Below are 25359 nucleotides of genomic sequence, written 5' to 3'. Positions count from 1 at the left end.
CGATGATCACAAGACAACGGCTGGCGGCGGGCGTCTGTGCTCTCCTCGCCGCCCTGGCGGCCGGGATCGCGTTCCCCGGCGGAGCCGTCGCCGATGAGACGGAGCAGCCCGCTCCCAAGGTCGAACTGGTGCTGGACGTCAGCGGTTCCATGCGGGCGCGGGACATCGACGGCGACTCGCGGATGGCCGCGGCGAAGCAGGCGTTCAACGACGTGCTGGATGCCACCCCGCAGGAGGTCCAGCTCGGCATCCGCACCCTGGGCGCCAACTACCGCGGCAACGACCGCAAGGAGGGCTGCAAGGACACCGCGCAGCTCTACCCGGTCGGCCCGCTGAACCGGACCGACGCCAAGACGGCGGTGGCCACGCTGCAGCCCACCGGCTGGACGCCGATCGGGCCCGCGCTGCTGAAGGCGGCGGACGACCTGAACGGCGGTACCGGCACCCGCCGTATCGTCCTGATCAGCGACGGCGAGGACACCTGCCAGCCGCTCGACCCCTGCGAGGTCGCCCGCGAGATAGCGGCCAAGGGCATCGGCCTGACCATCGACACCCTCGGTCTGGTGCCGGACGCCAAGACCCGCGACCAGCTCAGCTGCATCGCGGACGCGACCGGCGGCACGTACACCGACGTACGGCACAAGCAGCAACTGTCCAGCCGCGTTGGGCAGTTGGTGGACCGGGCGGCCGATCCGGTCGTGACGCCGGTGGCCACCCAGGGGGCCGCGCAGTGCGCGGCGGCGCCGGCGCTGAAGTCCGGGCTGTACACGGACCGTGAGGAGTTCGGGCAGCAGCGCTGGTACAAGGTCGACGTCGACCCGGGCAAGGAGCTGCGCGCCTCGGTGAGCGTGGCCGACGACCGCGCCGTGAACCCGGACTACGGGGTGCTGCTGCGGGCGGTGACCGTGCACGGACGGGAGATCGTGCGCGGCGAGGCCGCCGGTGACGGCCGTACGGACGTGATCTCGACGGGTCTGCGGTACCCGAAGCCGGAGAGCGACGACGACACGGCGACGGCGGAGACGGTGTGCCTCCAGGTCACCAACTCCTTCTCGGCCGCGGCGGGCGTGAAGACCACGCCCGGCCTGCCGCTGGAACTGACCGTCGATGTCGTGGACGGGCCGTCGGGGCACCAGGACGTGGCCTCCTTCGGCCTCGGGCGCGGCTGGTGGCTGCTGGGCGCGCTGGTGCTGGTCGGCTTCCTCGCCGGTCTGCTGTGGGGCTGGCTGTCGCGCTGGCGGGTCTCGGTCTGGAGGACGAACTGATGCGGATCACACATGTGCTGGGTGCCGCGCTGCTGGCACTCGGGATGGCGGCCGGACCGGCCGCGGCCGACTCCTCCCCGTCTCCCAGTGCCTCCGCCGACGGCACGGCACCCACGCAGGCGGGCACGTCCTTCCGCACAGCGACGGAGATCCAGCAGGGGCAGCGGGCCACGGCGTCCGGTTCGACGGGTGACTACCTGTACTGGTCGTTCCCCGCGGACACCGGGCAGCGGCCCACCGTCAAGGCGACGGTCAAGCTGCCCGCCACGCACGGGGCGCAGACCTGGCAGATCGACGTGTACGACGGGCTGCGGCGCCGGCAGGCCTGTCAGTACGGCGCGGCGAGCCGTACGGCCGAGCAGGACGCGTCCTCCGTCGAACTGGCCTGCGTCCTGCGGACCGTGCGCGGCTGGTCGGAGCCCTGGGCCGACGACCCGCTGCCGGGTACGTACTACATCCGGCTGACCGTGGTGGACCTCGGCTCCGCCGACCTGGGCAAGCCGGTCGGCGTCGAGGTCCGCGCCGACTCCAAGGACATCGGTGGCGCGGCGGCGGTGGACGGCTCGCTGGGCAAGCCGCTGGTTCCCGGCATCGCCGTCAAGTCGCAGCGGAGCGGGGGCGGTTCGAAGGCCGCGGTGCTCTCCAGCTTCGGCTCCGACGACGGCTGGTCCTCCGGCTGGTGGTCCGACCGGTGGGTGTGGACCGCGATCGGGGGCGTGCTCGCGGCGCTCGCCGGTATCGGCGGGTACGCGTTGACGCGGGGGTCCGGCCGGCCGTCGCGGGTGCCGACCGACGTGTGACCCGATGTGCTCGAAGGCCCGCCTCCGGCGGGCCTTCGCTCTTCCGTCCTCACATCTCCCGCAGCGCCTTGGCCAGTGTGCCGTCCCCCGTCACCGCCACGCGCCCCGCCCGTACGGCGTCGGCAAGACCCAACTCCCCCCGGGCCACGGCTTCGCAGGTGGCCGCGTCCATGGTGAGGCGGGCGTCGGGTTCGCCGGGCGCGGGCCCGTCGCCGTACACCGGTCCCTCCTCCGCGCCGACGCGCAGATGGAAGTCCCCTTCCTCCAGCCGGACTTCGACCAGGCCCTCCCCGTCCAGACCCCGCAGCAGCGGCAAGGCGAACCAGTGGGCGCGGACCGCGTCGGTCGGCCGCCGCTCTCCCAGGTCCGCCTCGCCCCACCGCCCGAGCGCCTGGAGCACCGGCAGCAACTCGCGTCCGCGTCCGGTGAGTTCGTACACGTAGGCCGCGCCGGGCGGAGGCAGTTTCCGGCGGGTCGTGAGGCCGTCGCGCTCCGTGTCCTTCAGCCGGGAGGCGAGTACGTCCGTGCTCACGCCGGGCAGGTCCGCGTGCAGGTCCGTGTAGCGGCGGGGGCCGGCCAGCAGTTCGCGGACGATCAGCAGGGTCCAGCGGTCGCCGACGAGATCGAGGGCGCGGGCTGCGGAGCAGTACTGGTCGTAGCTTCGGCGTGGTGACATGCGACGCAGTCTAGACAAGATGTTGGACTTTCCAAGCGTCTACTTGGTAAAACCAAGCAACAACAGTTTCCGGAGGGGCGCATGGAGTTCCGGCAGTCGAACAAGCTCAGCGAGGTCTGTTACGAGATCCGCGGCCCGGTGATCGAGCACGCCAACGCGCTGGAGGAGGCGGGGCACAGCGTGCTGCGCCTGAACACCGGCAACCCCGCGGCCTTCGGCTTCGAGGCGCCGGAGGAGATCCTCCAGGACATGATCCGGATGCTGCCGCAAGCGCACGGCTACACCGACTCCCGCGGCATCCTCTCCGCCCGCCGGGCGGTCGCCCAGCGCTATCAGAACCTGGGACTGGAGGTCGGGGTCGACGACGTGTTCCTCGGCAACGGCGTCTCGGAGCTGGTCTCCATGGCCGTACAGGCATTGGTCGAGGACGGCGACGAAATCCTCATCCCGGCACCGGACTTCCCGCTCTGGACCGCCGTGACCACCCTCGCCGGCGGCAAGGCGGTGCACTACCTGTGCGACGAACAGGCCGACTGGAACCCGGACCTGGCCGACATGGCATCGAAGATCACGGACCGCACGAAGGCCGTGGTCATCATCAACCCCAACAACCCCACGGGCGCGGTGTATCCGAAGGAGGTCGTCGAGGGCATCCTGGACCTCGCCCGCCGGCACGGCCTGATGGTGTTCGCGGACGAGATCTACGACCAGATCCTGTACGACGACGCGGTCCACCACTCGGCCGCGGCCCTCGCCCCCGACCTGGTCGTCCTCACCTTCTGCGGCCTGTCGAAGACATACCGGGTGGCCGGCTTCCGTTCCGGCTGGCTGGTGGTCACGGGCCCCAGGCAGCACGCGAAGGACTATCTGGAGGGCCTGACCATGCTGGCCTCGATGCGTCTGTGCGCCAACGCCCCCGCCCAGTACGCCATCCAGGCCGCACTCGGCGGCCGCCAGTCCATCCGTGAACTCACGCTGCCCGGCGGCCGGTTGTACGAGCAGCGCAACACCGCCTGGGAGAAGCTGAACGAGATCCCTGGCGTGTCCTGTGTGAAGCCCAAGGGCGCGCTGTACGCGTTCCCGCGCATCGACCCCGAGGTGCACAAGATCCACGACGACGAGAGGTTCGTCCTCGATCTGCTGCTGCGCGAGAAGATCCAGGTGGTCCAGGGCACCGGCTTCAACTGGCCCTCCCCCGACCACTTCCGCATCCTCACCCTGCCGCACGCGGAGGACCTGGAGGCGGCGATCGGGCGGATCGGCCGGTTCCTCGCCGGGTACCGGCAGCATTAGCCCGTCCGGTGGCGCCTGTGCGAAGATCGCCCCGCATGATCAGGGGGGATCCGGCACGGGGGGCGGGTACACGGGCCTTCGGTGCGCGTCTGACCAGCGCCGCGCCGGTGTTCTCCCTGTCCGGGTTCCATATATGACCAGGGGGAGCAGGATCTTGTCGTACCGAATACGTTGGACGGCCGTCGCCGTGGCCATGGTGTGCGGGGCGGCGGCCGGGCTCGCGACGCCGGCCGCGCAGGCGGCGTCGCCCTCGCCGCCGGGGCCGGCCGCCGGGCAGGAGGCCCGGCAGGCCGCGCGGTTCTGGACCGCACAGCGCATGGCGGACGCCCGGCCGCTGGACGCGTCGCGGGTGCAGCCGAGCGGGCCGGGGCAGTCGGCCGCGGCGGCCGGCCGGCCGCAGGGCACGATGTTCGGCGGGAGCCGCCTCGTCGGAACCTTCTTCGGTTCCGCCGGGCCCGGTGGCACCGCCTGGCACTGCACCGGCAGTGTGATCGACACCCCGGCGCGCGACGTCGTCCTCACCGCGGCCCACTGCGCCCTGAGCATGAAGGGCGACTATGTCTTCGTCCCGAAGTTCGTGAAGGGGGCGGGACCGGACCAGCAGCCGTACGGCATCTTCCACATCCAGCGGATCTTCATCGATCCCCGGTACGTGCCCGACAAGGGGTCGTCGACCACGAAGAACCCGGCGTCGGACCTGGACACCGCGTTCGCCAGGGTCTCGGCCAACCAGCGCGGCCAGAGCCTCCAGGACGCGGTCGGCGGCGGACTGACCTTCACCCGCGCGAACGGCTACACGCACAAGAACGTGACCGTCGTCGGCTACCCCTCCTACGGGCACAACAGCGCCGGGCGCGCCATCAAGTGCACCGTGCCGACCAGTCAACTTGCCGGCTACCGGCAGATGTCGATGACCTGCGGCGGCTACTACGGCGGCGTGTCCGGCAGCCCGTGGATCACCGACTACCAGGACGACGCGGGCACCGGCCATGTCATCGGCGACCTCGGCGGCTACAACGGCGGCGGCAACGACGCGGACGTCGACTACATCAGCTACGCCCCGGCGTTCGGCGACGACGCCGCAAACCTCCTCGCCGACGCCGTGGCGAACCAGGACCCGCCCGCGGACCTGCCGCCGTACCAGGGCCTGCAGCTGCCCGGTGACGCGGCCCGCTGGCAGAAGGCCGCGCTGCTGGCCTCGGCCGACTACACCGGCGACCACCTCGGCGATCTGCTCGTCGTCTGGTCCGACGGCGGGGTCACGCTGTATCCCGGGGACGGAAAGGGCGGGTTCGGGTCCGAGCAGCGGCTGCTGAAGGCCAACTCCACCTGGACGCACGCCCGGAGCATCACCGGCGGAACCTTCGGCGGCGGCAGCCGACCGGGCCTGCTGGTGCGCTGGTCCGACGGCGAGGTCACCCTGTACCCGGACCTCGGCGCCTCGGGGGTGGGCCGCGAGGTCCAGATGGCGAAGCCCAACTCCGACTGGAAGAACGTCGTACAGCTCACCGCCGGGCAGTTCCACGGCGCCCAGGGCGCGACCGATCTGCTGGCGCGCCGGTCCGACGGCAGCCTGATGCTCTACACCGGTATCCGCTCCGGCTCCTTCGGCACCGGCAAGCGGATCCTCGCGGCGAACGGCACCTGGACCAAGGCCGCACTGCTGACCGGCGGCGCCCTCAAGGGCCCGGCCGGCGCGGACCTGCTCGTGCGCTGGTCCGACGGCTCGCTCGACGGCTACACCGGCGTCTCGACCGCCGGTCTCGGCACCCGCTCCCGGCTGATCGGCCCGAACGGCACCTGGCAGCACGCCCAGGTCATGGCCGCCGGCGACCTCACCGCCGACCACACCGGCAACGACCTCGTCGTGCGCTGGTCCGACGGCGAGACCTCGCTGTACGCCGACACCGGCGCCAAGGCCCTCGGCACCGAGAACACACTGGTCCCACCCGGCAGCTGACCGAGCGTGAGGGTTCGTGCACCAATCGGGGAATCGCCGGCGGCGGCCGTCTGTTGACGGTCTCCGCCGGCCATCACCGAACAGGGGGCACGACACATGCCGATCGACGTGCACGGAACGGTCGCGCAGGGATTCGAGGGCGTCCGCGAGGAGTTCGCTTCGGTGCTCGCCGAGGAGCGGGACGACCCGGGCGCACAGCTCGTGGTGTACCGGCACGGGCGGCGGGTGGTGACCTGTGGGGCGGCGACGGCGTCGACGGGGACTCACTGACGAACCTGTACTCCATCGCCAAGGGTGTCGCGCAACTGGTCGTCGCCCTGCTGGTGCAGCACGCTGTGCTCGACCTGGATCACGAAGTCGCCGCGCACTGGCCGGAGTTCGCCGCCCACGGCAAGGACCGGCTGCCGCTGGGCGAGCTGCTGGAGCACCGCGCCGGACTCGTCGGCGGCCCGAACAGGCCTTCACCATCGAGGAGTTGGCCGACGACCGGATCAGCGCGGCCCGGCTGGCGGGACGCGCGCCGCTGTGGGAGCCGGGCACCGCCTGGGGCTACCACGCCTTCGTCATCGGCGCCCTCACCGGCGAGGTGGTGCGCCAGGTGACCGGCTGGTCCATCCAGGAACTGTACGAGGAGCGGATCCGGGAGCCGTACGGTCTCGACTACTACCTGGGTCTGCGGGCTCGGGCGGAGCCGCGCTGGTTGGACGTGCAGCCGCTGGTGCCGACCCCGGAGGAGGCCGTACTGCTGAAGGAGCGGGTGGCGGCCCCGGACACCATCAGGGGCGTCGCCTTCAACGCGCACGGGCCGGAGCGGACCGACCTGGTGGCCTTCGGCAATCACCCCCGGGTGAAGGCGCTCGGGCCGGCCTCCTCGGGCGGCGTGGGCAACGCGCGCGGGGTCGCCGGGATGTTCGCGGCCGCCATCAGCACCGTCGACGGCCGGCCGCCGCTGCTCACGCCCGCGACCGCGTCCCGGTTCGGCGCGTTGCGCACCCCGGGCGGGCCGGACCTGGTCACCGGCAGTGAGAACCACTTCGCGCGCGGCTTCGAGTACACCCCCGCGCTCTATCCGTTCCTCGACGCCGGCAATTTCGGACACAGCGGCGCGACCGGCTCGCTGGGCTTCGCCGACCCGGCGAACGGCATCGCGTACGCCTACACCGGGCGTCGGTTCGCCTTCCCCTCCGGGGTGGGCGCCGCCCTGGAGGACGGCCGTCTGGCCGAGTCCGTCCTGCGGGCGGCCGGATCCCTGTGACACCGTGCTGACAGGCGAGCGGGAAGGGCGCTGACGTGGGTGACCTCTTTCTCGTCCGGCACGGTGAGACCGAGTGGTCGCGGTCCGGACGGCACACCGGCTGGACCGACGTACCCCTCACCGAGCACGGGCGGGAGGAGGCGCGCCGGCTGCTGCCGCTGATCCGCTCGCAGCGGATCGCGGCCGCGTTCGTCAGCCCCCTGCAGCGGGCCCGGGAGACCGCCGAGCTGATCGGGATCCCGGACGCGCGGGTCGACGCCGACCTGCACGAGTGGGACTACGGCGGGTACGAGGGCGTGACCACCGTGGAGATCCAGCGGAGCCGGCCGGGCTGGTTCCTGTTCACGGACGGCGTCGCGCCGGGGCCGCCGGACCATCCGGGCGAGACCCCGGAGCAGGTCGGCGAGCGCGCCGACCGGATGCTGGGCAAGGTCGACGCCGCCCTCGCCGACGCCGAGGGCGGCGTCGTGCTGATCGCCCACGGCCACTTCCTCCGTGTCCTCACCGCCCGCCGCCTCGGCCTGCGGCCCCGGCACGGGGCGCTGTTCCAGCTGGCGACGGGGACGCTGTGCCGGCTGGGCTCCGAGCACGAGCGGCCGGTGGTGGCGGGGTGGAACATCCGGCCGCCGGAGTAGGCCCCGACAGGCCCCGGGTACGGGGCCCGATGGGGGCTGCGGCCGCGTTGTCGGACCCGGGTCGTACTCTGCGAAATGGGCCGTCCGGCGGACGGCCCCGGACGGGCACGGGACCGGAAGGAGTGCGCTGTGAGCCGACCGCCGACCGCCGCGCAGCGGCGGGTGATCGAGGCCGCCGATCCGGTCACCGGGCGGCTGCGCGGTACGGAGGCGCAGCTGGCGGCGCTGGTGAAGCGGGGGCTGGCCTTCCGGCATCCGCGGCCGCCGCACGAGCACTTTCTCACCCCGGCGGGACATCGCATACGCGAGGCGGTGCCCGAGGCGACACAGGAGTCGGCGAAGCCCGCCCCGGACGCGGGGGTGTTCGCGGCGCGCATCGGCGGCGAGGAGGAGCCGCCCGCGGACGGTCCGGCGCGGCTGCGTGAGGTGCACAGTGCCTGGCAGGGGCTGCTGGAGCTGCGTCGGATGACCAACCCCGGCGGCGCGGTGGACCGGCCGTGCGGCTGGGAGCGGGCGCATCTGGTGCGGGCGGCGGCGCTGGCCCTGGAGGCGGCCGGGCACCCTCCGGCGAGCGGGAGCGCGGACGGTTACCGGGTGCGGGCGACCCCGCAGCCGGAGGCGGTCGCCGTGTACGCGCCGGACGCGGAGCACCTGGCGGCCTGCGCGGCCACGCTGGAGCGCGCGGGCTGGCAGGCCGGCGAGTACACCGAGCCGCGCACGAGGGTGCGCTATCTGCTGGCCTCGCCGCGCCGGGTGTGAGCGGCGTGCCAAGATCGACCGACCGGAGATTCGAACGCGAGAAGGGCAAGCAGTGTCCGAACCGTTTTCCGTCCGTGTGACCGTCCGCGGCTATGAGACCGACACCCAGGGACACCTCAATCAGTCCGTGTACCTCAACTACGCGGAGCACGCCCGCTGGTCGCTGCTCCAGGCGGCCGGCATCAGCCAGGCCCGGCTGGTGGGCCGGGATGTCGGTCCGGTGGCGCTGGAGACGACCATCCGTTTCCGGCGCGAACTGCTCGCCGGTGACGAGGTCGACGTGACCTGTGAGTTCGAGTGGGGCGGCGGCAAGACCTTCCGGATCGTGCAGGAGATACGCAAGACCGACGGCACCCTGGCGGCCGAGGTCAGCGCGGTGGGCGGTCTGCTGGATCTCAAGGAGCGCAAGCTGGTCGCCGACCCGCGGGAGGTGTTCAAGGAGCTGACGACGGACCTCGCCCTGTTCGGCCTGTAGGCCTCGCGGGCCTAGGCGTCGAGCAGCTCGGGCCGGTGCTCGGCGTCGTAGGCCGCCCGGGCCCCGGCGATGTACGTCCGGTTCCGCTCGGCCCAGTCGGTCAGCCTGGCACCTTCCTGGGCGGGGCGCTGACGCAAGCCCTGAGCTGGCACTGGATCTTCCTGATCAACGTCCCCATCGGGGTGGTCGCCTGGCTGGCGGCGGCGCGGGTGCTCCCGCCGGAGCGCGGCGCCGGGCTCGGCAGGGGCGCCGACTATCCGGGAGCCGCGCTGGTCACGGCCGGGCTGATGCTCACGGTGTACGTCATCGTCGGCGCCGGTGGCCGTACCCCGGCCGGCACCGCGCTGCTCGCGGTCCTCGCGCTCGTGCTGTTCGCGGCGTTCACCCTGCGCCAGGTCCGGGCGGCCCGCCCGCTGCTGCGGCCCCGCCTGTTCCGCTCCCGGCTGCTGACCGGCGCCAACACGGTACAGATGCTGATGATCGCCACGATGTACGGCTTCCAGTTCATCGGCGCGCTGTATCTGCAGAGGGTGCTGGGGTACGGCGCGTTGGCGACCGGCACCGCGTTTCTTCCGGCGCCGGTCGCGATCGGTCTGCTGATGCTGGGCCTGTCCGCGCGCACGGTCGCCCGGTACGGCGCGTACCGGGTGCTGCTGGCCGGTCTGGCGCTGATCGTCGCCGGTATGGCCCTGCTGAGCCGCGCACCGGTCGGCGCCTCCTACGCCGTGGACGTGCTGCCGCCGCTGCTGCTGCTCTCCGCCGGGTTCGCCGCGGCGATGCCGCCGCTGACCGGGCTCGCGATGGCCGGGGCGCGTGAGGAGGACGCGGGTCTGGCGTCCGGGCTGTTCAACACCACGCAGGTGGTGGGCGGTTCGCTGGGTCTGGCGGTGCTGAGCACGCTGGCGGCGAGCCGCACCGGCGGTCTGCTCGACCGGGGCGCGGAGCTGATCCCGGCCACGGCGGGGGGCTACCGGCTGGCGTTCCGGGTGGCGACCGGGATCGCGGTGGCCGCGCTGGTCCTGGCGGGAGCGGTGCTGCGGCCGCGGGGCAGGTGACACCGGGCGCGCCTCAGTCCGCGCCGAAGGCCTCCTTGTGGTCCTCGGCCCACTCCCGGAAGCTGCGGGCAGGACGGCCCAGCGCCTCGGGCACGTCCTCGGTGACCACCGCGTTGCCGCCGTCACGGACGAACGCGACGCCGGTCAGGATGCCGTCCGCCCGCTCCTCGTCGAAGCCCCAGGCGGTGCGCAGGAATTCACGGGTCTGGTCCGGAGACAGGTTCCGGACCGGGACCGGACGGCCCAGGACGTCGGCGAGCACGGCGGTCTGGCCGGGGACGGTGATGGCCTCGGGCCCGGTCAGGGTGTACGTCCGCCCCGCGTGCCCGGCGTCGACGAGCGCGCGGACGGCGACCTCTGCCACATCGCGCGGATCGATCACGCCCGACGCCCCGTCCGCGGTCATGTTGGGCACCGGCTCGCCCGCCCGGAGCGGCTCCGCCCAGCTCAGCGTGTTGGAGGCGAACGACGACGGCCGCAGCACGGTCCACTCGGCGCCGCTGTCGCGCACGGCACGCTCGCCGTCCAGGTGCCAGAGCCCGGAGGGGCCGACCGCCGGGTCGCCGGTGCCGATGGCGGAGAGCTTGACCAGCCGTCGTACGCCCGCCGCGCCGGCCGCCGCGACCAGCGCCGCGTCCCGGCCCTCGTCGGGGCCGGGCGGACGCAGCAGGAAGGCGGCCGTCACACCCTCCAGCGCGGCCCCGAGGGACGCCAGGTCGTGGAAGTCCCCGCGCACCACCTCCACTCCGGCGGGGACCCGCGCCTTCGCCGGGTCGCGGGTCAGGGCGCGCACCTTCTCACCACGCGCGGCCAGCTGTCGTACGACGTCACTCCCGATGGTGCCCGTGGCACCCGTCACCAGAATCATGAGGTCCACGGTGGTCCGCAGGCGGGGCCGGTCTCTTGGAAATTCCGGCACGACCGGCCGGCCCGGACGGCGGTGCCGGGCGCTTACCGTGGAGGGGTGCCGAACTCCACCGCCGCGCCCGACACCGCCGCCTGGCAGGTCCGCAGCACGCCCGAGGTGCTGCGCCCGTGGCTCGCCGGGGTGCGGACCGTGTCCTTCGCCGAGCCACCCGAAGAGGCGTTCGTCCATCTGCCCGACGCGGTGACCAAGGTGGTGCTGCGGGTGACGGCGGACGGGCGGCGTGACGTGCTGGCCGTCGGGCCGCGGGTGCGGGCCTCCTACCACGAGGGGAAGAGCCGCATCTCCTGTGTGGAGCTGCGCCTCGCACCGGGTACGGCCCGGCCCCTGCTGGGTGTTCCGGCCGCCGGGCTGGTCGGCCGGGTCGCGAGGCTGGAGGAACTGCCGGGCGGGGCGGGGCGGCGGCTGGCGCGCGAGATGCGCCGGCTGGAGCCCCGGGAGGCGTTGCCGCACCTCACCGAGGTGCTGCCCGGGCTGCTGTCCGACGCCGTGGATCCGGACCGTACAGCACTGCTGCGGGCGGGCGTGGAGGCGTTGTCCGTACGGCTGGACCGGGCGCCCACGCAGGTCCGGGAGGTCGCCCGGGAACTGGCCGTCAGCGAGCGTCAGTTGCGGAACCTGTTCGCCGAGGGCGTCGGGGTCTCCCCCAAGCACTACGCCCGTATCGACCGCGTCCGTACGGTCGTCACCCGGGCCGGGAGCGCCCGCTGGTCCGAACTCGCCGCCGCCACCGGCTACTTCGACCAGTCGCACATGACGTCCGACTTCCGTGCCCTGATGGGGGTGCCGCCCAGGTCGTACGTCACCGGCCGGCTGCCCGCGGTCACGCCCTGCCAGGTGGGACCGCGCGCCTGACTCCGCACAGCCGCCCGCATGCCGTCGTGCGCCGGAAACGGGATGCGCGGCGGCGGCCGTGGCTGTCATGCTGCGGGACCATGCCCGCACGACGCATCAAGCCCAGCCGCTGCATCTCCGTCGACATCGAGGCCGACGGGCCGATCCCAGGGCCGTACTCCATGCTGAGCATCGGCGCGGCCGTGGCCGGCACGCAGGACGCCGACGGCTTCACCGCGGCGGACCCGGAGGAGCAGACCTTCTACCGCGAACTGCGGCCGATCTCCGAGGACTTCGTCCCCGAGGCGCTGGCGGTGAGCGGCCTGGACCGGGAGCGGCTCACCGTGGAAGGCGACGAACCGGCCGTGGCGCTCGCCGAGTTCAGTGCCTGGGTACGGGAGGTGAGCGCGGGCGCGCAGCCGGTGATGTGCGGCTACCCGGCGTCGTACGACTGGACGTTCCTGTACTGGTATCTGATCCGGTTCACCGGTGAGAGTCCCTTCGGGCACTCCGGCTGTCTGGACATGAAGACGCTGTACGCCACCAAGGCCGGGCTGCCGCTGCGGGCGGTGGCCAAGGGCACGATGCCTCGGCACCTCCTCTCCCGGCGCCGGCACACTCACCACGCCCTGGACGACGCGATCGAGCAGGCCGAGTTGCTGGCGAACCTCATGGCGTGGCCCGGTCCGGGTCCTGACGTGTCGGTACCGCGATCTGGTTGAAGCCGTAGTAGAGGGCGAGCAGGCCGTGCGCGGCCAGGGTGAGGGGCGCGGAGACGAAGGCGAGGGCCACGGTCAGGGGGTAGCCGAGGGAACCGAGGGCGAAGCGGGCCCGGGTGGCCCGGGCCGCCGCGGTGTCCACGCGCGCGTCGAAGAGGTGGCCGGTGCGGGTGAGGTGCCACCACAGGGCCTGGAAGGTGAGGGCCATGGCGACCATGACCAGGCTGTAGACCGCGGCGGCCGCGTGCGAGGCGGCGCCCTCGCGCAGGTACTCGGCGAGCATGGCGGTCGGCCAGGGCACGGCGGCCACGACCATCAGCACCAGCAGGTTCAGGAACATCAGCGGCCGGTCGACCTTGGCGACGTAGCTGAACAACTGGTGGTGGTTGACCCACATGATGCCGATGACCAGGAAGCTGACCACATAGGCGGCGTACGACGGCCACTGCGTGCCGATCGCGTGCCACAGGCCGCCGTGGTCACCCGTCGTCGGCACCTTGATGTCCAGGATGAGCAGGGTGATGGCGATGGCGAACACGCCGTCGCTGAAGGCCTCGACCCGGCCGGACTCGTTCATGGCCCAAGACTGCCGCACACGCCCGTGCGGGGCACGGCGATTGCCGTGCCCCGCACGGGCGTTCAGCGGGTGTTCAGTGGGTGGGCGTGAGTTCCTGCCCCGCCTCCATCGGGTGCGTGACGTCCTCCGCCTCCTTGCCCTTGCCGATGTGGTTGAAGAGGAGGTTGAGGACGACGGCCGACACACAGCCGGTGGAGATGCCGGAGTCCAGCACGATCTTCGCGGTGTCGGGGAAGGCGTGGTAGAAGTCCGGCGCGGTGATCGGGACGATGCCGACCGCGAGGGAGACGGCGACGATCAGGACGTTGTTGTCCTTCTCCAGGCCGGCCCGGACCAGGGTCTGGATGCCGCTCGCGGCGACCGAGCCGAACAGGACGACGCCGGCGCCGCCGAGGACCGGGCGGGGCACGACCGCGATGAGGGAGGCGGCCATGGGGCACAGGCCCATCAGGGCGAGGAAGCCGCCGCCGACGGCGACGACGAAGCGGCTGCGGATCCTCGTCATGGCGACGAGACCGATGTTCTGCGCGAAGGCACTGCACATGAAGCCGTTGAACAGCGGGCTGAGGGCGGAGCCGAGGGTGTCGGCGCGCAGGCCGGCCGCGATGGTCTTCTCATCCGCGGGACGCTCGACGATCTCACCGAGCGCCAGCATGTCGGCGGTGGACTCCGTCATGGAGACGACCATCACCACGCACATCGACAGGATCGCCGCGATGTGGAAGGTGGGGGTGCCGAAGTGGAAGGGGGTCGGGAAGCCCACGACGGCGGCGTGGGCGACCGGGCTGAAGTCGGTGACGCCGAAGGGGATCGCGACGAGCGTGCCGAGGACCAGGCCGAGCAGGACCGCGATCTGTTTGACGAAGCCGCGGGTGAACCGGCGCACCAGCAGCACGATGAGGAGGGTGATGCCGGCCAGGGAGAGGTTGGTCATCGAGCCGTAGTCGTGCGCGGCCGGGTTCGGTCCCTGGGCCCAGCCGAACGCGACCGGGAGCAGGGAGACGCCGATCAGGGTGATGACCGAGCCGGTGACGACGGGCGGGAAGAAGCGGATCGCCTTGCTGAAGAAGGGGGCCGCTATGAAGCCGAGGAGGCCGGCCACGATGACCGCGCCGAAGATCATCGGCAGGGCGTCGGACTTGTCCTTGGCGGACGCCACGATCGCCGTCATGGGGGCGACACCGGCGAAGGTCACGCCGTTGACGAAGGGCAGGCGGGCGCCGATCTTCCAGAAACCGAGGGTCTGCAGGAAGGTGGCGAGCCCGGCGGTGAACAGACAGGCTCCGGTGAGGAAGGTGAGGTCTTTGCCGGACAGCCCTACGGCCGCGCCGACGATCAGGGGTGGGGCGACGACTCCCGCGTACATGGCGGCCACGTGCTGCAGGCCGCTGGTCGCCATTTTGAGGGCGGGGAGTTTCTCGTCAACAGGATGGGCGGCCACGGCGGCTCCTCCGAGCGGCTAACACGTCTTTGGCGACGTGGGTTTCATGGAGGTGGTGCGAGTGGTCGTGCGGGACCAGGACGGGGGTCGAGCGGTGACCGTCTCCGGGGCGCGTGCGTCCACACGCACCCCGGAGACGGCTGCCGTGGACCCCGCTCGGGTCCACGGACCCCGGTCGAGAGCCGTCCCTCCCGACCGGAGCGTTCCGGCGATCCGCCCACAGGGGTGACCACCGCGTCTTACGACGAGCCGCCCGCGTGGGGCGACCAGCCAAGGGGCCTCCAGCACACCGCCTGTGTGAGGCGACCTGCCAAGTCCTCCGACGAGCGCCCCTGCGAGGCGACCGCCAACTCTTCCGGCAGACCGGCCGCATAACCCGGCCCGCCGAGATCTCCGGCAAGCCGCCCGCGTGGGGCGACCAGCCAAGGCCTCCAGCACACCGCCTGTGTGAGGCGACCTGCCAAGTCCTCCGACGAGCGCCCCTACGAGGCGACCGCCAAGGCTTCCGGCGGGTCACCCGCGAGAGGTGGCCGCCGTGGTGTCCGGCAGAGCGGCCGCAGGGGCCGGTCCGCCGAGGTCTCCGGCGGCAGGCCTTGGGGGGCAGTCGCCGAGGGTGGTGGCGCGTCGGCTGTGGGGCCGCCGGCCGGGGTCCTCGGCGGAGCGCCCGTACGGGGCGACCGCCAGGTTTGTCGGCGGGCCGCTGGGGGCGGTCGCCGAAGGTGTGCGGTGGGCCGGGCGTAGGCGGGGCCGGCCCACCGGCGTGTGGGTGGGGATCAGGACTGGGCCGCGATCCGGGCGAGGCGCTGGGCCTCCTCGCGGGTGCTGCGGGCGATGGCGTCCTCGTCGACGGTGGTCAGGCGGCCGTCCGTGACGATCTGCCGACCGTTGACGAAGGACGCGGTGACCGGCGCCGCCGCGCCGAAGACCAGTGCGGTCACCGGGTCGGCGATGGAGGCGTGAGCGAGGGTGTCCATCTTCCACAGCACCACGTCGGCCAGCTTGCCCGGCTCCAGCGAGCCGATCTGGTCGGCCCGGCCGAGGACCTGCGCGCCGCCGTAGGTGCCGAGCCTGAGCGCCTGGCGGGCGTTCAGCGCGGCCTCGCGGTGCGCACCGAGCCGGTTGATCAGCAGGGCGTTGCGCAGCTCGGTGTGGAGTTCGCCGGACTCGTTGGAGGCGGTGCCGTCGACGCCGAGGCCGACGGGGACGCCGGCGGCCAGCATGTCGGGGACACGGGCGATACCGGCCGCGAGGCGGGCGTTGGAGGACGGGCAGTGGGCCACACCGGTCTTCGTCCGGGCGAACGCGGCGATGTCGGAGTCGTTCATGTGGACGCAGTGCGCCATCCACACGTCCTCACCGAGCCAGCCCGTGGACTCGAAGTAGTCCGTCGGGCCCATGCCGAACAGCTCGTGGCAGAACTTCTCCTCCTCCACGGTCTCCGAGCCATGGGTGTGCAGCCGTACACCCAGCCGACGCGCCAACTCCGCCCCCTGCTTGAGGAGTTCGGTCGACACCGAGAACGGCGAGCAGGGGGCCACCGCCACTTGGGTCATGGCGTCGAAGGAGGCGTCGTGGTGCCGCCGCACCGTCTCCTCGGTCGCCGCGAGCGCGCCCTCCAGCGTCTCCACGGCGAAGTCCGGCGGCAGGCCGCCGTCCTTCACGCTGCGGTCCATCGAGCCGCGGGCCAGTGTGAAGCGGACGCCCATCTCGGCGGCGGCCCGGATGATCGAGCCGGACAGGTCACCGGAGCCGTGCGGGAAGACGTAGTGGTGGTCCATGGCGGTGGTGACACCGCCGCGGGCCATCATGGCGAGGGAACCCTGTGCGGCCGCGTACGTCATCTGCTCGTCGATGCGCGCCCAGGTGGGGTACAGCGCGACCAGCCAGTTGAACAGGTTGTGGTCGGTGGCGAGGCCGCGGGTGATCCACTGGTAGAAGTGGTGGTGGGTGTTGACCAGACCGGGCGTGGCCAGATGGCCGCGTCCGTCGATCCGACGCACCACGTTCTCAAGGCCCTCGGGGGCCTGGCCCGCGCCGACCGACTCGATGCGGTTGCCGGCGAGGACCAGGTGTCCGGAGGCGTACTCGGTGTCGCCCGCGTCCACGGTCGCGATCGCGCAGTTCTCGATGACGATGCGCTGGGCTGCCGATGGTGCCATCGTGCTTCCTTGTCTGTCAGTGGCGGTCCGTGGACGGAGAGATGTCCACGGGGAGGGCACGGCAGGACCCTAGGAGGATTTGAGTGCCGGGGCCGGATGGCGGCTCCGGGTGCCGAGATGGTGGAAGAACAGATTGCGCAGGACCGCGACGAGCGCGCCGGCGCTGATGCCGGAGCCGAGCACGGTCTGCGCCCAGGCCGGGAAGCCGGCGTGGAAGGTCGGTGCGGCCACCGGGTGCACGGACCTGACCGTGTCCCCGGTGTGCACCGGCGGGGTGGAACAAGGGGCGTGGGCCGACCCCTTCGCAGGCTGTGCCATGGTGTTCCCTCCGGTGTGGCGTGTCCCCGGCCGGGTGGGCGGGTCCGGGGACACGCGTCCCGTGTCAGAGGTTGGTCATGTCGACCGGGATCCTCGGCTCACAGCCGTCCCGGAGGATGGTCGCCTCGATCAGGCCGTAGGGCCGGTCGGCGGCGAAGTAGACCTCGTTGTCGTTCTTGAGCCCGAAGGGCTCCAGGTCGACCAGGAAGTGGTGCTTGTTCGGCAGCGAGAAGCGGACCTCGTCGATCTCGCTGCGGTTGTTGATGATGCGCGCGCCCATCTGGTACAGCGTCTGCTGCAGGGAGAGGGAGTAGGTCTCGGCGAAGGCCTGGAGCATGTGCTTCTTGACCTGCTCGTAGGACTTCTCCCAGTTGGGCATCTTCTGCTCGTCGTCGGTCCAGTTGAACCGCCAGCGGCCGGAGACCGAGGTCGCCAGGATCCGGTCGTACGCCTCCTGCAGGGTGGTGTACTTGTCCTTGACGTAGCCCCAGAATTCAGAGTTCGTCGAGTTCATGACCGTCAGGTCCTTCAGACCGGAGACGACCTCCCACTTCTCACCGTCGTAGGTGACCTGGGTGAGGCGGGTCTCCTGGCCCTTCTTCACGAACGAGTGCTTGACCTCGTCCGCGCCGATGAACCTGGAGTTGGCGTCGGAGGTCTCGATCCGCTCCCAGGCGTACTCCTCGATGCGGATCCGGGCGCGGTGGATCGGCTCCTGCGAGGTGACGAAGTGGCGGGCGAGGTGGATGCCGAACTGCTCGGCGGACTCGATGCCGTACTCCTTGGCGAACGCGAACACCGTGTTCTTGGTGGTGTCGGTCGGCAGGACGTTGGCGTTGGAGCCGGAGTAGTGGACCTCGTCCATCTCACCGCTCAGGGCGACGGAGACGTTGAGGTCCTTGATGTGGTGGGTGGCGCCGTCCCGCGTGATCTTTACGACTCGGTTCTCGGCCTTGCCGTACTGGTTCTGTCCCAGGATCGTGGGCATTTCTGCTAGCTCCCTCGGTAAACGGAGTAGCCGAACGGGTTGAGCAGCAGCGGTACGTGGTAGTGCTCGCCCGGTACGACGGTGAACGTGATCGCCACCTCCGGGAAGAACACGGCCGGTCCGCTGTCCCGATTCGCGGGGGCGTCCTGCTGCGCATCGGCTTGCTTCTTCTCGAAATACGGCTCCACCGCGAAGTCGAGCCGTACGTGTGTGGTCCCCTCCGGCAGTGCCGGCAGGTCCTTGCACCGGCCGTCGGCGTCGGTCGCGGAGCCGCCGAGCGCCTGCCAGTCCGCGCCGCGCCCGGCGCGGGCGGAGAGCTGGACGGCGACGCCCTCGGCGGGGCGGCCGATCGAGGTGTCCAGGATGTGGGTGGACACGGAGGCGGTGGTGCTGGTGCTCATGGTGTCAGGCGTCCTCTTCGACGAGTCGGGCCAGTCGGATGCGGTTGATCTTGCCCAGCTCGGTGCGGACGATCTCCCGCTCCTGCTCCGGGGCGTTGCCGATCCGCTCCTTGACCGCGTCGCGCATCTGCTCACCGGTGCGGCCGGTGGCGCAGATCAGGAACACATGGCCGAACCTCTCCTGGTAGGCCAGGTTGAGTTCGAGCATCTCGGCCTTGAGGTCCTCGGACGCTCCGGCCATGCCGCGCTGTTCGCGTGCGGAGGTCGGGTCCCCGGGCCTGGGGCGCCCGATCGGCGGGTGCCCGGCCATCGCCTCCTCCAGGTCCGCGGTGCCGAGCGCGGCCATGGCGGCGTCGCTGGCGGCGTAGAGCGCGTCGGGGGTGGCGTAGGGGCGGGCGGCGAGCAGTCGCCGGGCCCACTCGGTGGAGGCACACGCCTCATGGAGGGCGGCGAGGGCCGCGCGCTCCTCCAGATCGTTGAACCGGGCCAGGCCCGGGGGCGTGGAAGTCGAAGTCACGGGAGCCTCCGTGGCCGGTTTCGGCCTTCGTGCTGAACGGGCTGCGAACAGCTAACGCCCTCCGAAACACGGCGTCAACACTTTGTTGAAAATTCGGCCGCACGCTGGGGATCCCGTGGCGCCGGCTCAGTCGCCCTTCTCCCGGTTGAGGTAGTTGTAGACCGTGAAGCGGCTGACCCCGAGCGCGCTCGCCACGGTTTCCACGCCGTGCCGCACGGCGAAGGCGCCGCGCGCCTCCAGCACCCGGACGACCTCCTGTTTCGCCTTGCGGTCCAGGTCGGCCAGCGGCCGGCCCTGTCTGCGCTCCATGGCGGCCAGGATGTGGTCGAGGGAGTCGGCGAGCTGAGGCAGGCGTACGGCGACGACGTCGACGCCCTCCCAGGCGAGGACGACGTCCTCGGCGCCGGCCTCGTCGGGCGGGATCATCTCCCCGCCCATGGCGTCGACCAGCGGTTTCACGGCCGCGATGAAGGGCTCGTCACCGGTGCCGGTCATTCGCCCGCTCCGATCACGTTGACCTGCAGCGAGATCCGGGTGGCACCGGCGTCCAGGGACTTGCGCAGCAGCGCCGCCACGGCGCTCAGCACCGCGTCGGCGCCGCCCTCCGCCGTGTTGCCGAAGGGACCGACGTCCACCGCGTCCAGCTCTGCCGCCTCGATCACCTCGCGGGCCGCCAGCGCATGCGCGGGCGCCTCGTCCAGGTCGAAGGGCTCGGTCGTGAACTCCACTCTCAATCGCATTAAGCCCCCAAAGCACCCGTCTGACCTGCGCCTTTACCCCGAGCTCCCCCACAACCACGATGCACCGCAGGCCGATCGATTTCACGGCGACGGAGCCGGTTCGCCCGTCACGAGGCGACCATAACCGACCAGCGCACGCCTCCGCGCTCAACAAGGAGATCCGCCGACCGCAACCGGCCGAGCAGAACGACGACCGCGCGTCGGAAACCAGACTGCCCCGGCGCAGGGGGTGCGTCGGGGCAGTCCGTCGTCGTGGTCGGTCAGCCGAGTGAGGTGAGGAGGGTGTTGAGTGCCTTGACCTCGGTGGCCTTGTCGGGGTTCGGGGCGCGCAGCGCCTTCAGGACCTGGTCGATCTCGCCGTCGAGGAAGTGCCAGGACTGCTCGCTCTTGGGCTCGAGGGTGGGCTGGGCGTCGTCCCAGGCGGTCTCGAGGTCGGTCACGCGGGTGGTCGCGGCGGACTGCTTGCCCGAATTGAGCTTCGCCAGGGTGTCAGCCGTGATCGTGCGGAACTTCGCGATCTCAGCCGGAGGGAACGGTGACGTCGCCTGCTTCGGGGTGAGGTGGGCGGTCACAGGTGCGGGGGCGTCGTCCTCGCCGGCCGCGGCCGCGTGGGGCTGGTGGTGTGCCCAGATGAGAAGCGCCGCGGTGGCGACCGCTACGACGGCGTAGTAACCGAGCATGATCCGCTCGCGCGCCGGGTTCGGCGTCCGCGGGGTGTGGGTCAGGTCCTGGGTCTCGATGACATCGCTGCGGCTGAGCGTGAGGTACACGACGGTGGCGAGGATCGCGGCCAGGAAGATCACGCTGGTGACGGCGGTGCCGAGGCCCAGGCCGCCGTCGCCGCTGGGCGAGCCGAGCCAGTCGCCGAGGTTCGCGCCGAGCGGGCGGGTGAGGATGTAGGCCAGCCAGAAGGAGAGCACCGCGTTGGCGCCGACGCGCCATGCCAGGACGACCGCGACGATCAACCCGAGCGGCAGCAGCACGGAGACGCCCGGGGTCCAGCCGGTCAGGTCCAGGGTCCAGTCGCCGGTCGCGGTGCCGAGGGCAAAGGTGACCAGGACCGCGAGCCAGTAGAAGAGTTCACGGGGACGGGTCGTGATGCTGTGGACCGACAGGGTCCGCTCGCGGGCGTACCAGATCCCGAAGACCACGGCGAGGACGACGGCGAACACGCTGCTGCTCAGCGCGAGGGGAACGCCCTGGCTGTCGGTGAGGATGTCGGTGTAGAGCGTGCCGGTCACGCTCACCACCACGACGGTGAGCCAGTACACGAACGGGATGTAGCGCTTGGTCGTGAGCTGCCAGCCCATGACGCCCGCCAGAACGACGGTGAAGATCAATGCGGTGTTGATCAGGCCGACGCCGAGGTTCATATTGATCCAGTCGGCGAAGCTTTCGCCGACCGTGGTGCACAGGATCTTGATGATCCAGAACCAGATCGTGACCTCGGGAACCTTGTTCAGCATGTGCCTGGCAGGCGTCCGAAGACTCTCGGGCGTCGTCGCAGTTGTCATGTATCCCTCGGATGGAACGGACGGCAGCACGGAGGGACACCCCTCGCATCTGCCTCCCGACTGTGCCAGCGGCAACCTGAACACATCCTGACTGCGACCATGTATCACTCGCCCCACTCGTGCAGCACGAGCAGCATGGCTCCGGTCATCCGGGAGCGAGGGTGCCTGTCACGACCACGAACGGGAGCAGAGTTGTCCAGCGCGCAAGACGGGGCGGTTACGGTGGTGGTCATCGCCTACAACGACGCGGAGCACGTCGCGGAGGCGGTGGCCTCGGCTCTCGCACAGGGCGATCCGGTCGGCGAGGTCGTCGTCGTGGACGACGCTTCCACCGACGACACACCTCACGTACTGGAACGGCTCGCAGCCACCGAGCCGCGCGTGCGCGTCGTACGCCGCGCGGTCAACAGCGGCGGCTGCGGCACCCCGCGCAACGACGGTATCGACGCGGCCCGCCACCCGTGGCTCGTCTTCCTCGACAGCGACGACGTGCTTCCGCCGAAGGCCGTGGACACGCTGCTCGCCGTCGCACGCCGAAATGGCGCCGATGTGACGGCCGGTCTGTGCGTTCGGCGCGAGCTGCCCGGCGGACGTGAGATCCCCTGGCAGGAGCGGTTGTTCACGACGGAGTCGGTGCACGACGGGGTGGCCGGGCGCCCGCAGACCCTGTGGGACACGCTGTCGGTGAACAAGATCTACCGCCGTGACTTCCTGCTGTCCCGGCGGATCCGTTTCCCCGACGGCGCGGCGCACTACGAGGACTTCGTGTTCACCGCGCGTGTCTACGCGGCCGGACCGCGCTTCGCCGTCACTCCCGAAACCGTCTACATCTGGCATGTGCGCTATGGCACCGGCCGGGCCTCGATCTCACTGCGCCGGGACCGGATCCAGAACTGGCAGGACCGGGTCACCGCCCATCAGCAGGTGCTGGAGATCATGCGGGACGGCGGCGACCAGGATCTGCTGATCGCCGCGCAGACGAAATTCCTCGAGTTCGATCTCGCCGTCTACCTGAGCGAACTGCCACAGCGTACGCCGGAGTACCAGGACCTCTGGTGGCGGATCGCCCGCGAGCACGTGGGCGCCTTCGACGCGGAGGCCGTGCGCCGGGCCACTCCCGCTGCCCGTTGGCGCACAGAGGTGCTGCTCGGACGCGAGCGGGACGCCGTGGACATCGGGCGGCTGGCCGAGTTGGCGGCCGACCCGCCGCGGCTGACGCCGCCGTACGCCGGTGACGCGCGGCGACCGCTGTGGGACGAGGCGGATTCCGCCCCCGCGGGAGCGGACGCGATCGTGCTCGACGGTCTCGACGACGCCCCAGTCGCGCTGCTGCCCTTCCACGTCGTCGGGAACGTGGGTACGGGTCGCCGGCTCGTGCTCGAACTGCGACTGGCCGACCTCTACGGCAGGACCGCGCACGCCGGCCCGGAGCGGGCGACCGTCGAGTTGCGGCACCGGGTGACGGGCGCGGCACACCGGTACGAGGCCGAGTGGGAAGCCGAGCCGGGCGGGCACGGCTGGCGTGCCGTCGTCGCTGCGGACGTGGCGGCGCTCTGTGCGGGCGGCACGATCACCACCTGGGATGCCTGGGTGACGCTGACCTTCCGGGACGGCGAGTCGGCCACGAGGCCGCTTCGTGCGGGATCCGGCCTCAGACGGCTGGTGCGGATGGGCCGTCGGGGACGGGTGCTGCTGCTCCAGCCGTACGCCACCAACAGCGGCTGCCTCGCCGTGCGCGTCGCGGACGGCCTTTCCGGGGTGCGCCGCGTGGTGGCGGGACGGGTCGCCCGCCGCGTGCGGAGCTGAGCGGCGGCGAGGTCAACTGCCCGCCTTTGCTGGTTCGTTCTTGTCGGCCGGCTCGCCCAGGAAGACACGGCGCACCACGCGTTCGGCCGCGTGCCCGTCGTCGTAGGGGCAGAAGCGTGCCCGGAATCCGGAGCGCCGCTCGGCGATGTGCGGCCCCGTGTACTCGCCGCTGAGGAAGATCTCGGCGAGTTGCTCCTGCGTGGTGGCGACCACTCCGGGCGACTCGGCGAGGAGGTCGAAGTAGACGCCTCGTGCGCGGCGGTACGTCTCCCAGTCGGGCGCGTAGACCACGATCGGCCGGTCCAGGGCGGCGTAGTCGAACATCACGGACGAGTAGTCGGTGATCAGCGCGTCGGCCGCGAGGCACAGGTCTTCGATCGACGGGTGGGACGAGACGTCCAGGACGCCCCGCGACGGAACGGCCCGAGGGGTGTCGAAGTAGTGCGCACGCACCAGCAGGACATGGTCGTCACCGAGCTGGTCGGCGAACCGCTGCACGTCGAGCAGGGGTGCCGCCTGGTCCTGGTGGTCGCGGTGGGTGGGCGCATAGAGGACGGCGGTCTGACCAGGGGCGATGCCCAGTTCGTCCCGCACACGGTTCACCTCGTCGAGCGGGGCGTCGACCAGCCGGTCGACGCGCGGATAGCCCGTCTCGAGCACCTCGTAGGTGCCGGGGTAGACCCTGGTGAACACCTCGGTGGTGTGCGGGTTCGGCGAGACCAGGAAGTCCCATCGCCCGCACTGCTCCACCAGCCGGCCGAAGTTCATCCCGCGTGCGGCTGCGGGGTGGTCCCGCAGGTCGGTTCCCATCTTCTTCAGGGGGGTGCCGTGCTGTGTCTGCACCAGCACCGCGCCGCGCCGCTTGGGCAGCTCGTAGGGGAAGTTGACGTTGTTGACCAGATACTTGGCCCGCGCCATGGTGCGCAGGCATCGTGCCGATCCGTCCACCACGTACTCGACCCCCGGCGGGATGGATCCCGTCCTGTCCTTGGCGACCACCCACACCCCGCGGACGCCGGGCGCGAGCTCGCGGGCCTTCTCGAAGACGGCCGCGGGGTTGCAGGCGTAACCGCGGTTCCAGTAGGCGGCGTAGACGGCAAGGCCGTCGTCGACGGGGAGCAGCAGGCAAGCGCGGTAGTAGGCCCGCCGCAGCGCGGTGGCCACGAGCCGGGGTGCCCGCCGTGCCGTACGGCGGGCCCGGCCGAGGGCGGTACGAAGTGCGAGACGAAGCCGGTTCACCGGTTCCAGGGCCGCGTACGCGGAGTAGGCGCCCCGCTCCACCAGCCGGTACTGCAGGCCGCGCAGCCCGGACGGGTGGGCGTAGTCACGTGGCCGGAATCTCCGGAAGTGTTCCGACGCCTGCCGGAAGAAGTCGCGCCGCATGGTCTCCGGCACGAGTCCGGGGGCGGCGAGCACCGTCGTCGCGTGACGTACGGTCCGGTCGAACACCGCCCTGCGGAAGGGCTCGGCGATCTCGGCCTCGCGGTCGATGAAGGCGAAGATCCGCTCGTACTGGCCGAAGAGATCGAAGTGTTTCGGGCTGGAGGTGTTGGTGATCGCTCCCGCACGCCCGCGCCGGTAGTGGTAGCAGATCCGGTCGAGCATGCTGAGCCGGCGCGCTGCGAGCAGGACGGGGTAGGTGACGGAGATGTCCTCGTAGTACCCGTGCCCGAACTCCAGGTCCAGGCCCAGCAGGAAGTCGCGGCGCAGCACCCTGCTCCACGCGGTCATGATGAGGTCCAGGGTGCTGGGGCGCTCCGCGAGCGTGAACGTCTCGGGGGCGTCCCGGAACAGGTGCGCGTGCGCATGGCGCTCCATGCCTCCCTCCGGGTCGAGGAGGGCGTGGTCGACGAGAAGCACGTCGGGCTCGGTTCGCTTCAGCCGCTCCGCGACCGCGGCGAGTGCCCCGTCGGCCAGCCGGTCGTCGCTGTCGACGAACCACACGTACTCGCCCCTGGCCCGGGCCAGTCCCTCGCCGCGCGCTCGGCCGAGGCCGACGTTCTGCGGCAGGTGGACCACGCGCAGCCGCTCGTCCTGGGCCGCGTACTCGTCGAGCAGGGCGCCGCTGGCGTCGGGGGAACAGTCGTCCACGGCCACGACCTCGATGCCCTGAAGGGACCGCGACGCCCCGAGGACCGAGTCGAGGCACTCCGGCAGATACTCCTGCACCTGGTAGACGGGCAGGACGATACTGATGAGTACCTCTTCGGACGGTTGCATGGCCGGTGTGTCGGTCGTCACCACATG

22 protein-coding genes and 4 pseudogenes are annotated in these 25359 nt (G+C 71.4%); 12 read left to right on the top strand and 14 right to left on the bottom strand.

The annotated features are described in order from the left end of the window. Positions 1 to 2: 2 nt before the first annotated feature. The gene (locus ACWCQS_RS35845; RefSeq protein ID WP_451008342.1) at positions 3 to 1265 is read left to right on the top strand and encodes a VWA domain-containing protein; all 1263 of its coding nucleotides are present in this window, start codon (positions 3 to 5) and stop codon (positions 1263 to 1265) included. After that, positions 1265 to 2065 carry a hypothetical protein gene (locus ACWCQS_RS35840; protein WP_451008341.1) on the top strand — a complete coding sequence of 267 codons (801 nt, stop codon included), beginning with the start codon at positions 1265 to 1267 and terminating at the stop codon, positions 2063 to 2065. Before ACWCQS_RS35845 ends, ACWCQS_RS35840 begins: the two co-directional genes overlap by 1 nt. A gap of 49 nt (positions 2066 to 2114) precedes the next feature. Here the strand turns inward: ACWCQS_RS35840 and ACWCQS_RS35835 are convergent, their stop codons facing one another. After that, positions 2115 to 2741 (bottom strand): winged helix-turn-helix transcriptional regulator, encoded by a 627-nt coding sequence (locus tag ACWCQS_RS35835; protein WP_451008340.1) that lies wholly within the window; start codon positions 2739 to 2741, stop codon positions 2115 to 2117. A gap of 81 nt (positions 2742 to 2822) precedes the next feature. Here ACWCQS_RS35835 and ACWCQS_RS35830 point away from each other — a divergent pair, with 81 nt between their 5' ends. The 6 genes and pseudogenes from ACWCQS_RS35830 (at position 2823) to ACWCQS_RS35805 (ending at position 9118) form a co-directional block, all read left to right on the top strand. Next, positions 2823 to 4034: a pyridoxal phosphate-dependent aminotransferase gene (locus ACWCQS_RS35830; protein WP_451008339.1), complete on the top strand. Its 1212-nt coding sequence runs from the start codon at positions 2823 to 2825 to the stop codon at positions 4032 to 4034. A gap of 154 nt (positions 4035 to 4188) precedes the next feature. After that, positions 4189 to 5994, top strand: coding sequence for a trypsin-like serine peptidase (locus tag ACWCQS_RS35825; RefSeq protein WP_451008338.1), 1806 nt, complete (start codon positions 4189 to 4191; stop codon positions 5992 to 5994). 96 nt (positions 5995 to 6090) lie between these two features. After that, positions 6091 to 7249: pseudogene (locus ACWCQS_RS35820) on the top strand (serine hydrolase domain-containing protein). 35 nt (positions 7250 to 7284) lie between these two features. Beyond that, complete coding sequence (locus ACWCQS_RS35815; protein ID WP_451008337.1) at positions 7285 to 7884, top strand: histidine phosphatase family protein; 600 nt, start codon at positions 7285 to 7287, stop codon at positions 7882 to 7884. A 129-nt stretch (positions 7885 to 8013) separates the two neighbouring features. Then, positions 8014 to 8643, top strand: a complete 630-nt coding sequence (locus tag ACWCQS_RS35810) for a hypothetical protein (RefSeq protein WP_451008336.1) — start codon at positions 8014 to 8016, stop codon at positions 8641 to 8643. A gap of 52 nt (positions 8644 to 8695) precedes the next feature. Next, positions 8696 to 9118 (top strand): acyl-CoA thioesterase, encoded by a 423-nt coding sequence (locus tag ACWCQS_RS35805; RefSeq protein ID WP_451008335.1) that lies wholly within the window; start codon positions 8696 to 8698, stop codon positions 9116 to 9118. An 11-nt stretch (positions 9119 to 9129) separates the two neighbouring features. Here ACWCQS_RS35805 and ACWCQS_RS35800 read toward each other — a convergent pair. Next, positions 9130 to 9225 (bottom strand): annotated as a pseudogene (locus ACWCQS_RS35800) (winged helix-turn-helix transcriptional regulator); the annotation flags it as partial. Between ACWCQS_RS35800 and ACWCQS_RS35795 the strand changes: the two are divergent. Beyond that, positions 9217 to 10173, top strand: a pseudogene (locus ACWCQS_RS35795) (MFS transporter); the annotation flags it as partial. The pseudogenes ACWCQS_RS35800 and ACWCQS_RS35795 sit on opposite strands and share 9 nt — an antisense overlap. A gap of 13 nt (positions 10174 to 10186) precedes the next feature. On the opposite strand, the gene ACWCQS_RS35790 reads toward ACWCQS_RS35795, so the two are convergent. Then, the gene (locus ACWCQS_RS35790) at positions 10187 to 11050 is read right to left on the bottom strand and encodes an NAD(P)H-binding protein (RefSeq protein ID WP_451008334.1); all 864 of its coding nucleotides are present in this window, start codon (positions 11048 to 11050) and stop codon (positions 10187 to 10189) included. A gap of 87 nt (positions 11051 to 11137) precedes the next feature. Between ACWCQS_RS35790 and ACWCQS_RS35785 the strand changes: the two genes are divergently transcribed. Both ACWCQS_RS35785 and ACWCQS_RS35780 read left to right on the top strand, forming a co-directional pair. Beyond that, positions 11138 to 11953: a helix-turn-helix domain-containing protein gene (locus ACWCQS_RS35785; protein WP_451008333.1), complete on the top strand. Its 816-nt coding sequence runs from the start codon at positions 11138 to 11140 to the stop codon at positions 11951 to 11953. 80 nt (positions 11954 to 12033) lie between these two features. Next, positions 12034 to 12654, top strand: coding sequence for a 3'-5' exonuclease (locus tag ACWCQS_RS35780; RefSeq protein ID WP_451008332.1), 621 nt, complete (start codon positions 12034 to 12036; stop codon positions 12652 to 12654). Here the strand turns inward: ACWCQS_RS35780 and ACWCQS_RS35775 are convergent. From ACWCQS_RS35775 to ACWCQS_RS35730, 10 genes and pseudogenes are all read right to left on the bottom strand, one after another. Then, complete coding sequence (locus ACWCQS_RS35775) at positions 12602 to 13228, bottom strand: TMEM175 family protein (protein WP_451008331.1); 627 nt, start codon at positions 13226 to 13228, stop codon at positions 12602 to 12604. The two genes, ACWCQS_RS35780 and ACWCQS_RS35775, sit on opposite strands and share 53 nt — an antisense overlap. 73 nt (positions 13229 to 13301) lie before the next feature. Continuing rightward, positions 13302 to 14669: a nucleobase:cation symporter-2 family protein gene (locus tag ACWCQS_RS35770; protein ID WP_451008330.1), complete on the bottom strand. Its 1368-nt coding sequence runs from the start codon at positions 14667 to 14669 to the stop codon at positions 13302 to 13304. 773 nt (positions 14670 to 15442) lie between these two features. Then, entirely contained in the window at positions 15443 to 16828 is a 1386-nt protein-coding gene (locus ACWCQS_RS35765) for an 8-oxoguanine deaminase (protein ID WP_451008329.1), read from the bottom strand. Positions 16829 to 16897: 69 nt separating this feature from the next. Continuing rightward, positions 16898 to 17062, bottom strand: a pseudogene (locus ACWCQS_RS35760) (purine permease); the annotation flags it as partial. A gap of 148 nt (positions 17063 to 17210) precedes the next feature. Further along, a complete protein-coding gene (gene pucL, locus ACWCQS_RS35755; protein WP_451008328.1) occupies positions 17211 to 18134 on the bottom strand; it encodes a factor-independent urate hydroxylase in 924 nt (307 codons plus the stop codon). A 5-nt stretch (positions 18135 to 18139) separates the two neighbouring features. Continuing rightward, positions 18140 to 18535 carry a hydroxyisourate hydrolase gene (gene uraH / locus ACWCQS_RS35750; RefSeq protein ID WP_451008327.1) on the bottom strand — a complete coding sequence of 132 codons (396 nt, stop codon included), beginning with the start codon at positions 18533 to 18535 and terminating at the stop codon, positions 18140 to 18142. A 4-nt stretch (positions 18536 to 18539) separates the two neighbouring features. After that, positions 18540 to 19052: a 2-oxo-4-hydroxy-4-carboxy-5-ureidoimidazoline decarboxylase gene (gene uraD / locus ACWCQS_RS35745; RefSeq protein WP_451008326.1), complete on the bottom strand. Its 513-nt coding sequence runs from the start codon at positions 19050 to 19052 to the stop codon at positions 18540 to 18542. 126 nt (positions 19053 to 19178) lie between these two features. Beyond that, positions 19179 to 19547, bottom strand: a complete 369-nt coding sequence (locus ACWCQS_RS35740) for a helix-turn-helix domain-containing protein (protein ID WP_451008325.1) — start codon at positions 19545 to 19547, stop codon at positions 19179 to 19181. After that, positions 19544 to 19792, bottom strand: coding sequence for a hypothetical protein (locus ACWCQS_RS35735; protein ID WP_451008324.1), 249 nt, complete (start codon positions 19790 to 19792; stop codon positions 19544 to 19546). The genes ACWCQS_RS35740 and ACWCQS_RS35735 overlap by 4 nt, the downstream gene beginning before the upstream one ends. Positions 19793 to 20052: 260 nt before the next feature. Continuing rightward, entirely contained in the window at positions 20053 to 21258 is a 1206-nt protein-coding gene (locus ACWCQS_RS35730; RefSeq protein WP_451008323.1) for a COG4705 family protein, read from the bottom strand. A gap of 240 nt (positions 21259 to 21498) precedes the next feature. Here ACWCQS_RS35730 and ACWCQS_RS35725 point away from each other — a divergent pair, with 240 nt between their 5' ends. Beyond that, on the top strand, positions 21499 to 23112 hold the full coding sequence (locus ACWCQS_RS35725; protein ID WP_451008322.1) for a glycosyltransferase family 2 protein: 1614 nt from the start codon (positions 21499 to 21501) through the stop codon (positions 23110 to 23112). Between the two features lie 12 nt (positions 23113 to 23124). On the opposite strand, the gene ACWCQS_RS35720 is transcribed toward ACWCQS_RS35725, so the two are convergent. Continuing rightward, positions 23125 to 25332 carry a bifunctional glycosyltransferase/CDP-glycerol:glycerophosphate glycerophosphotransferase gene (locus tag ACWCQS_RS35720; protein ID WP_451008321.1) on the bottom strand — a complete coding sequence of 736 codons (2208 nt, stop codon included), beginning with the start codon at positions 25330 to 25332 and terminating at the stop codon, positions 23125 to 23127. Positions 25333 to 25359 lie beyond the last annotated feature (27 nt).

The organism is Streptomyces sp. NPDC002076, assembly GCF_053593835.1.
Note: the sequence above shows the minus strand (reverse complement) of the source record. Positions and strands in the feature narration are given on the sequence as shown.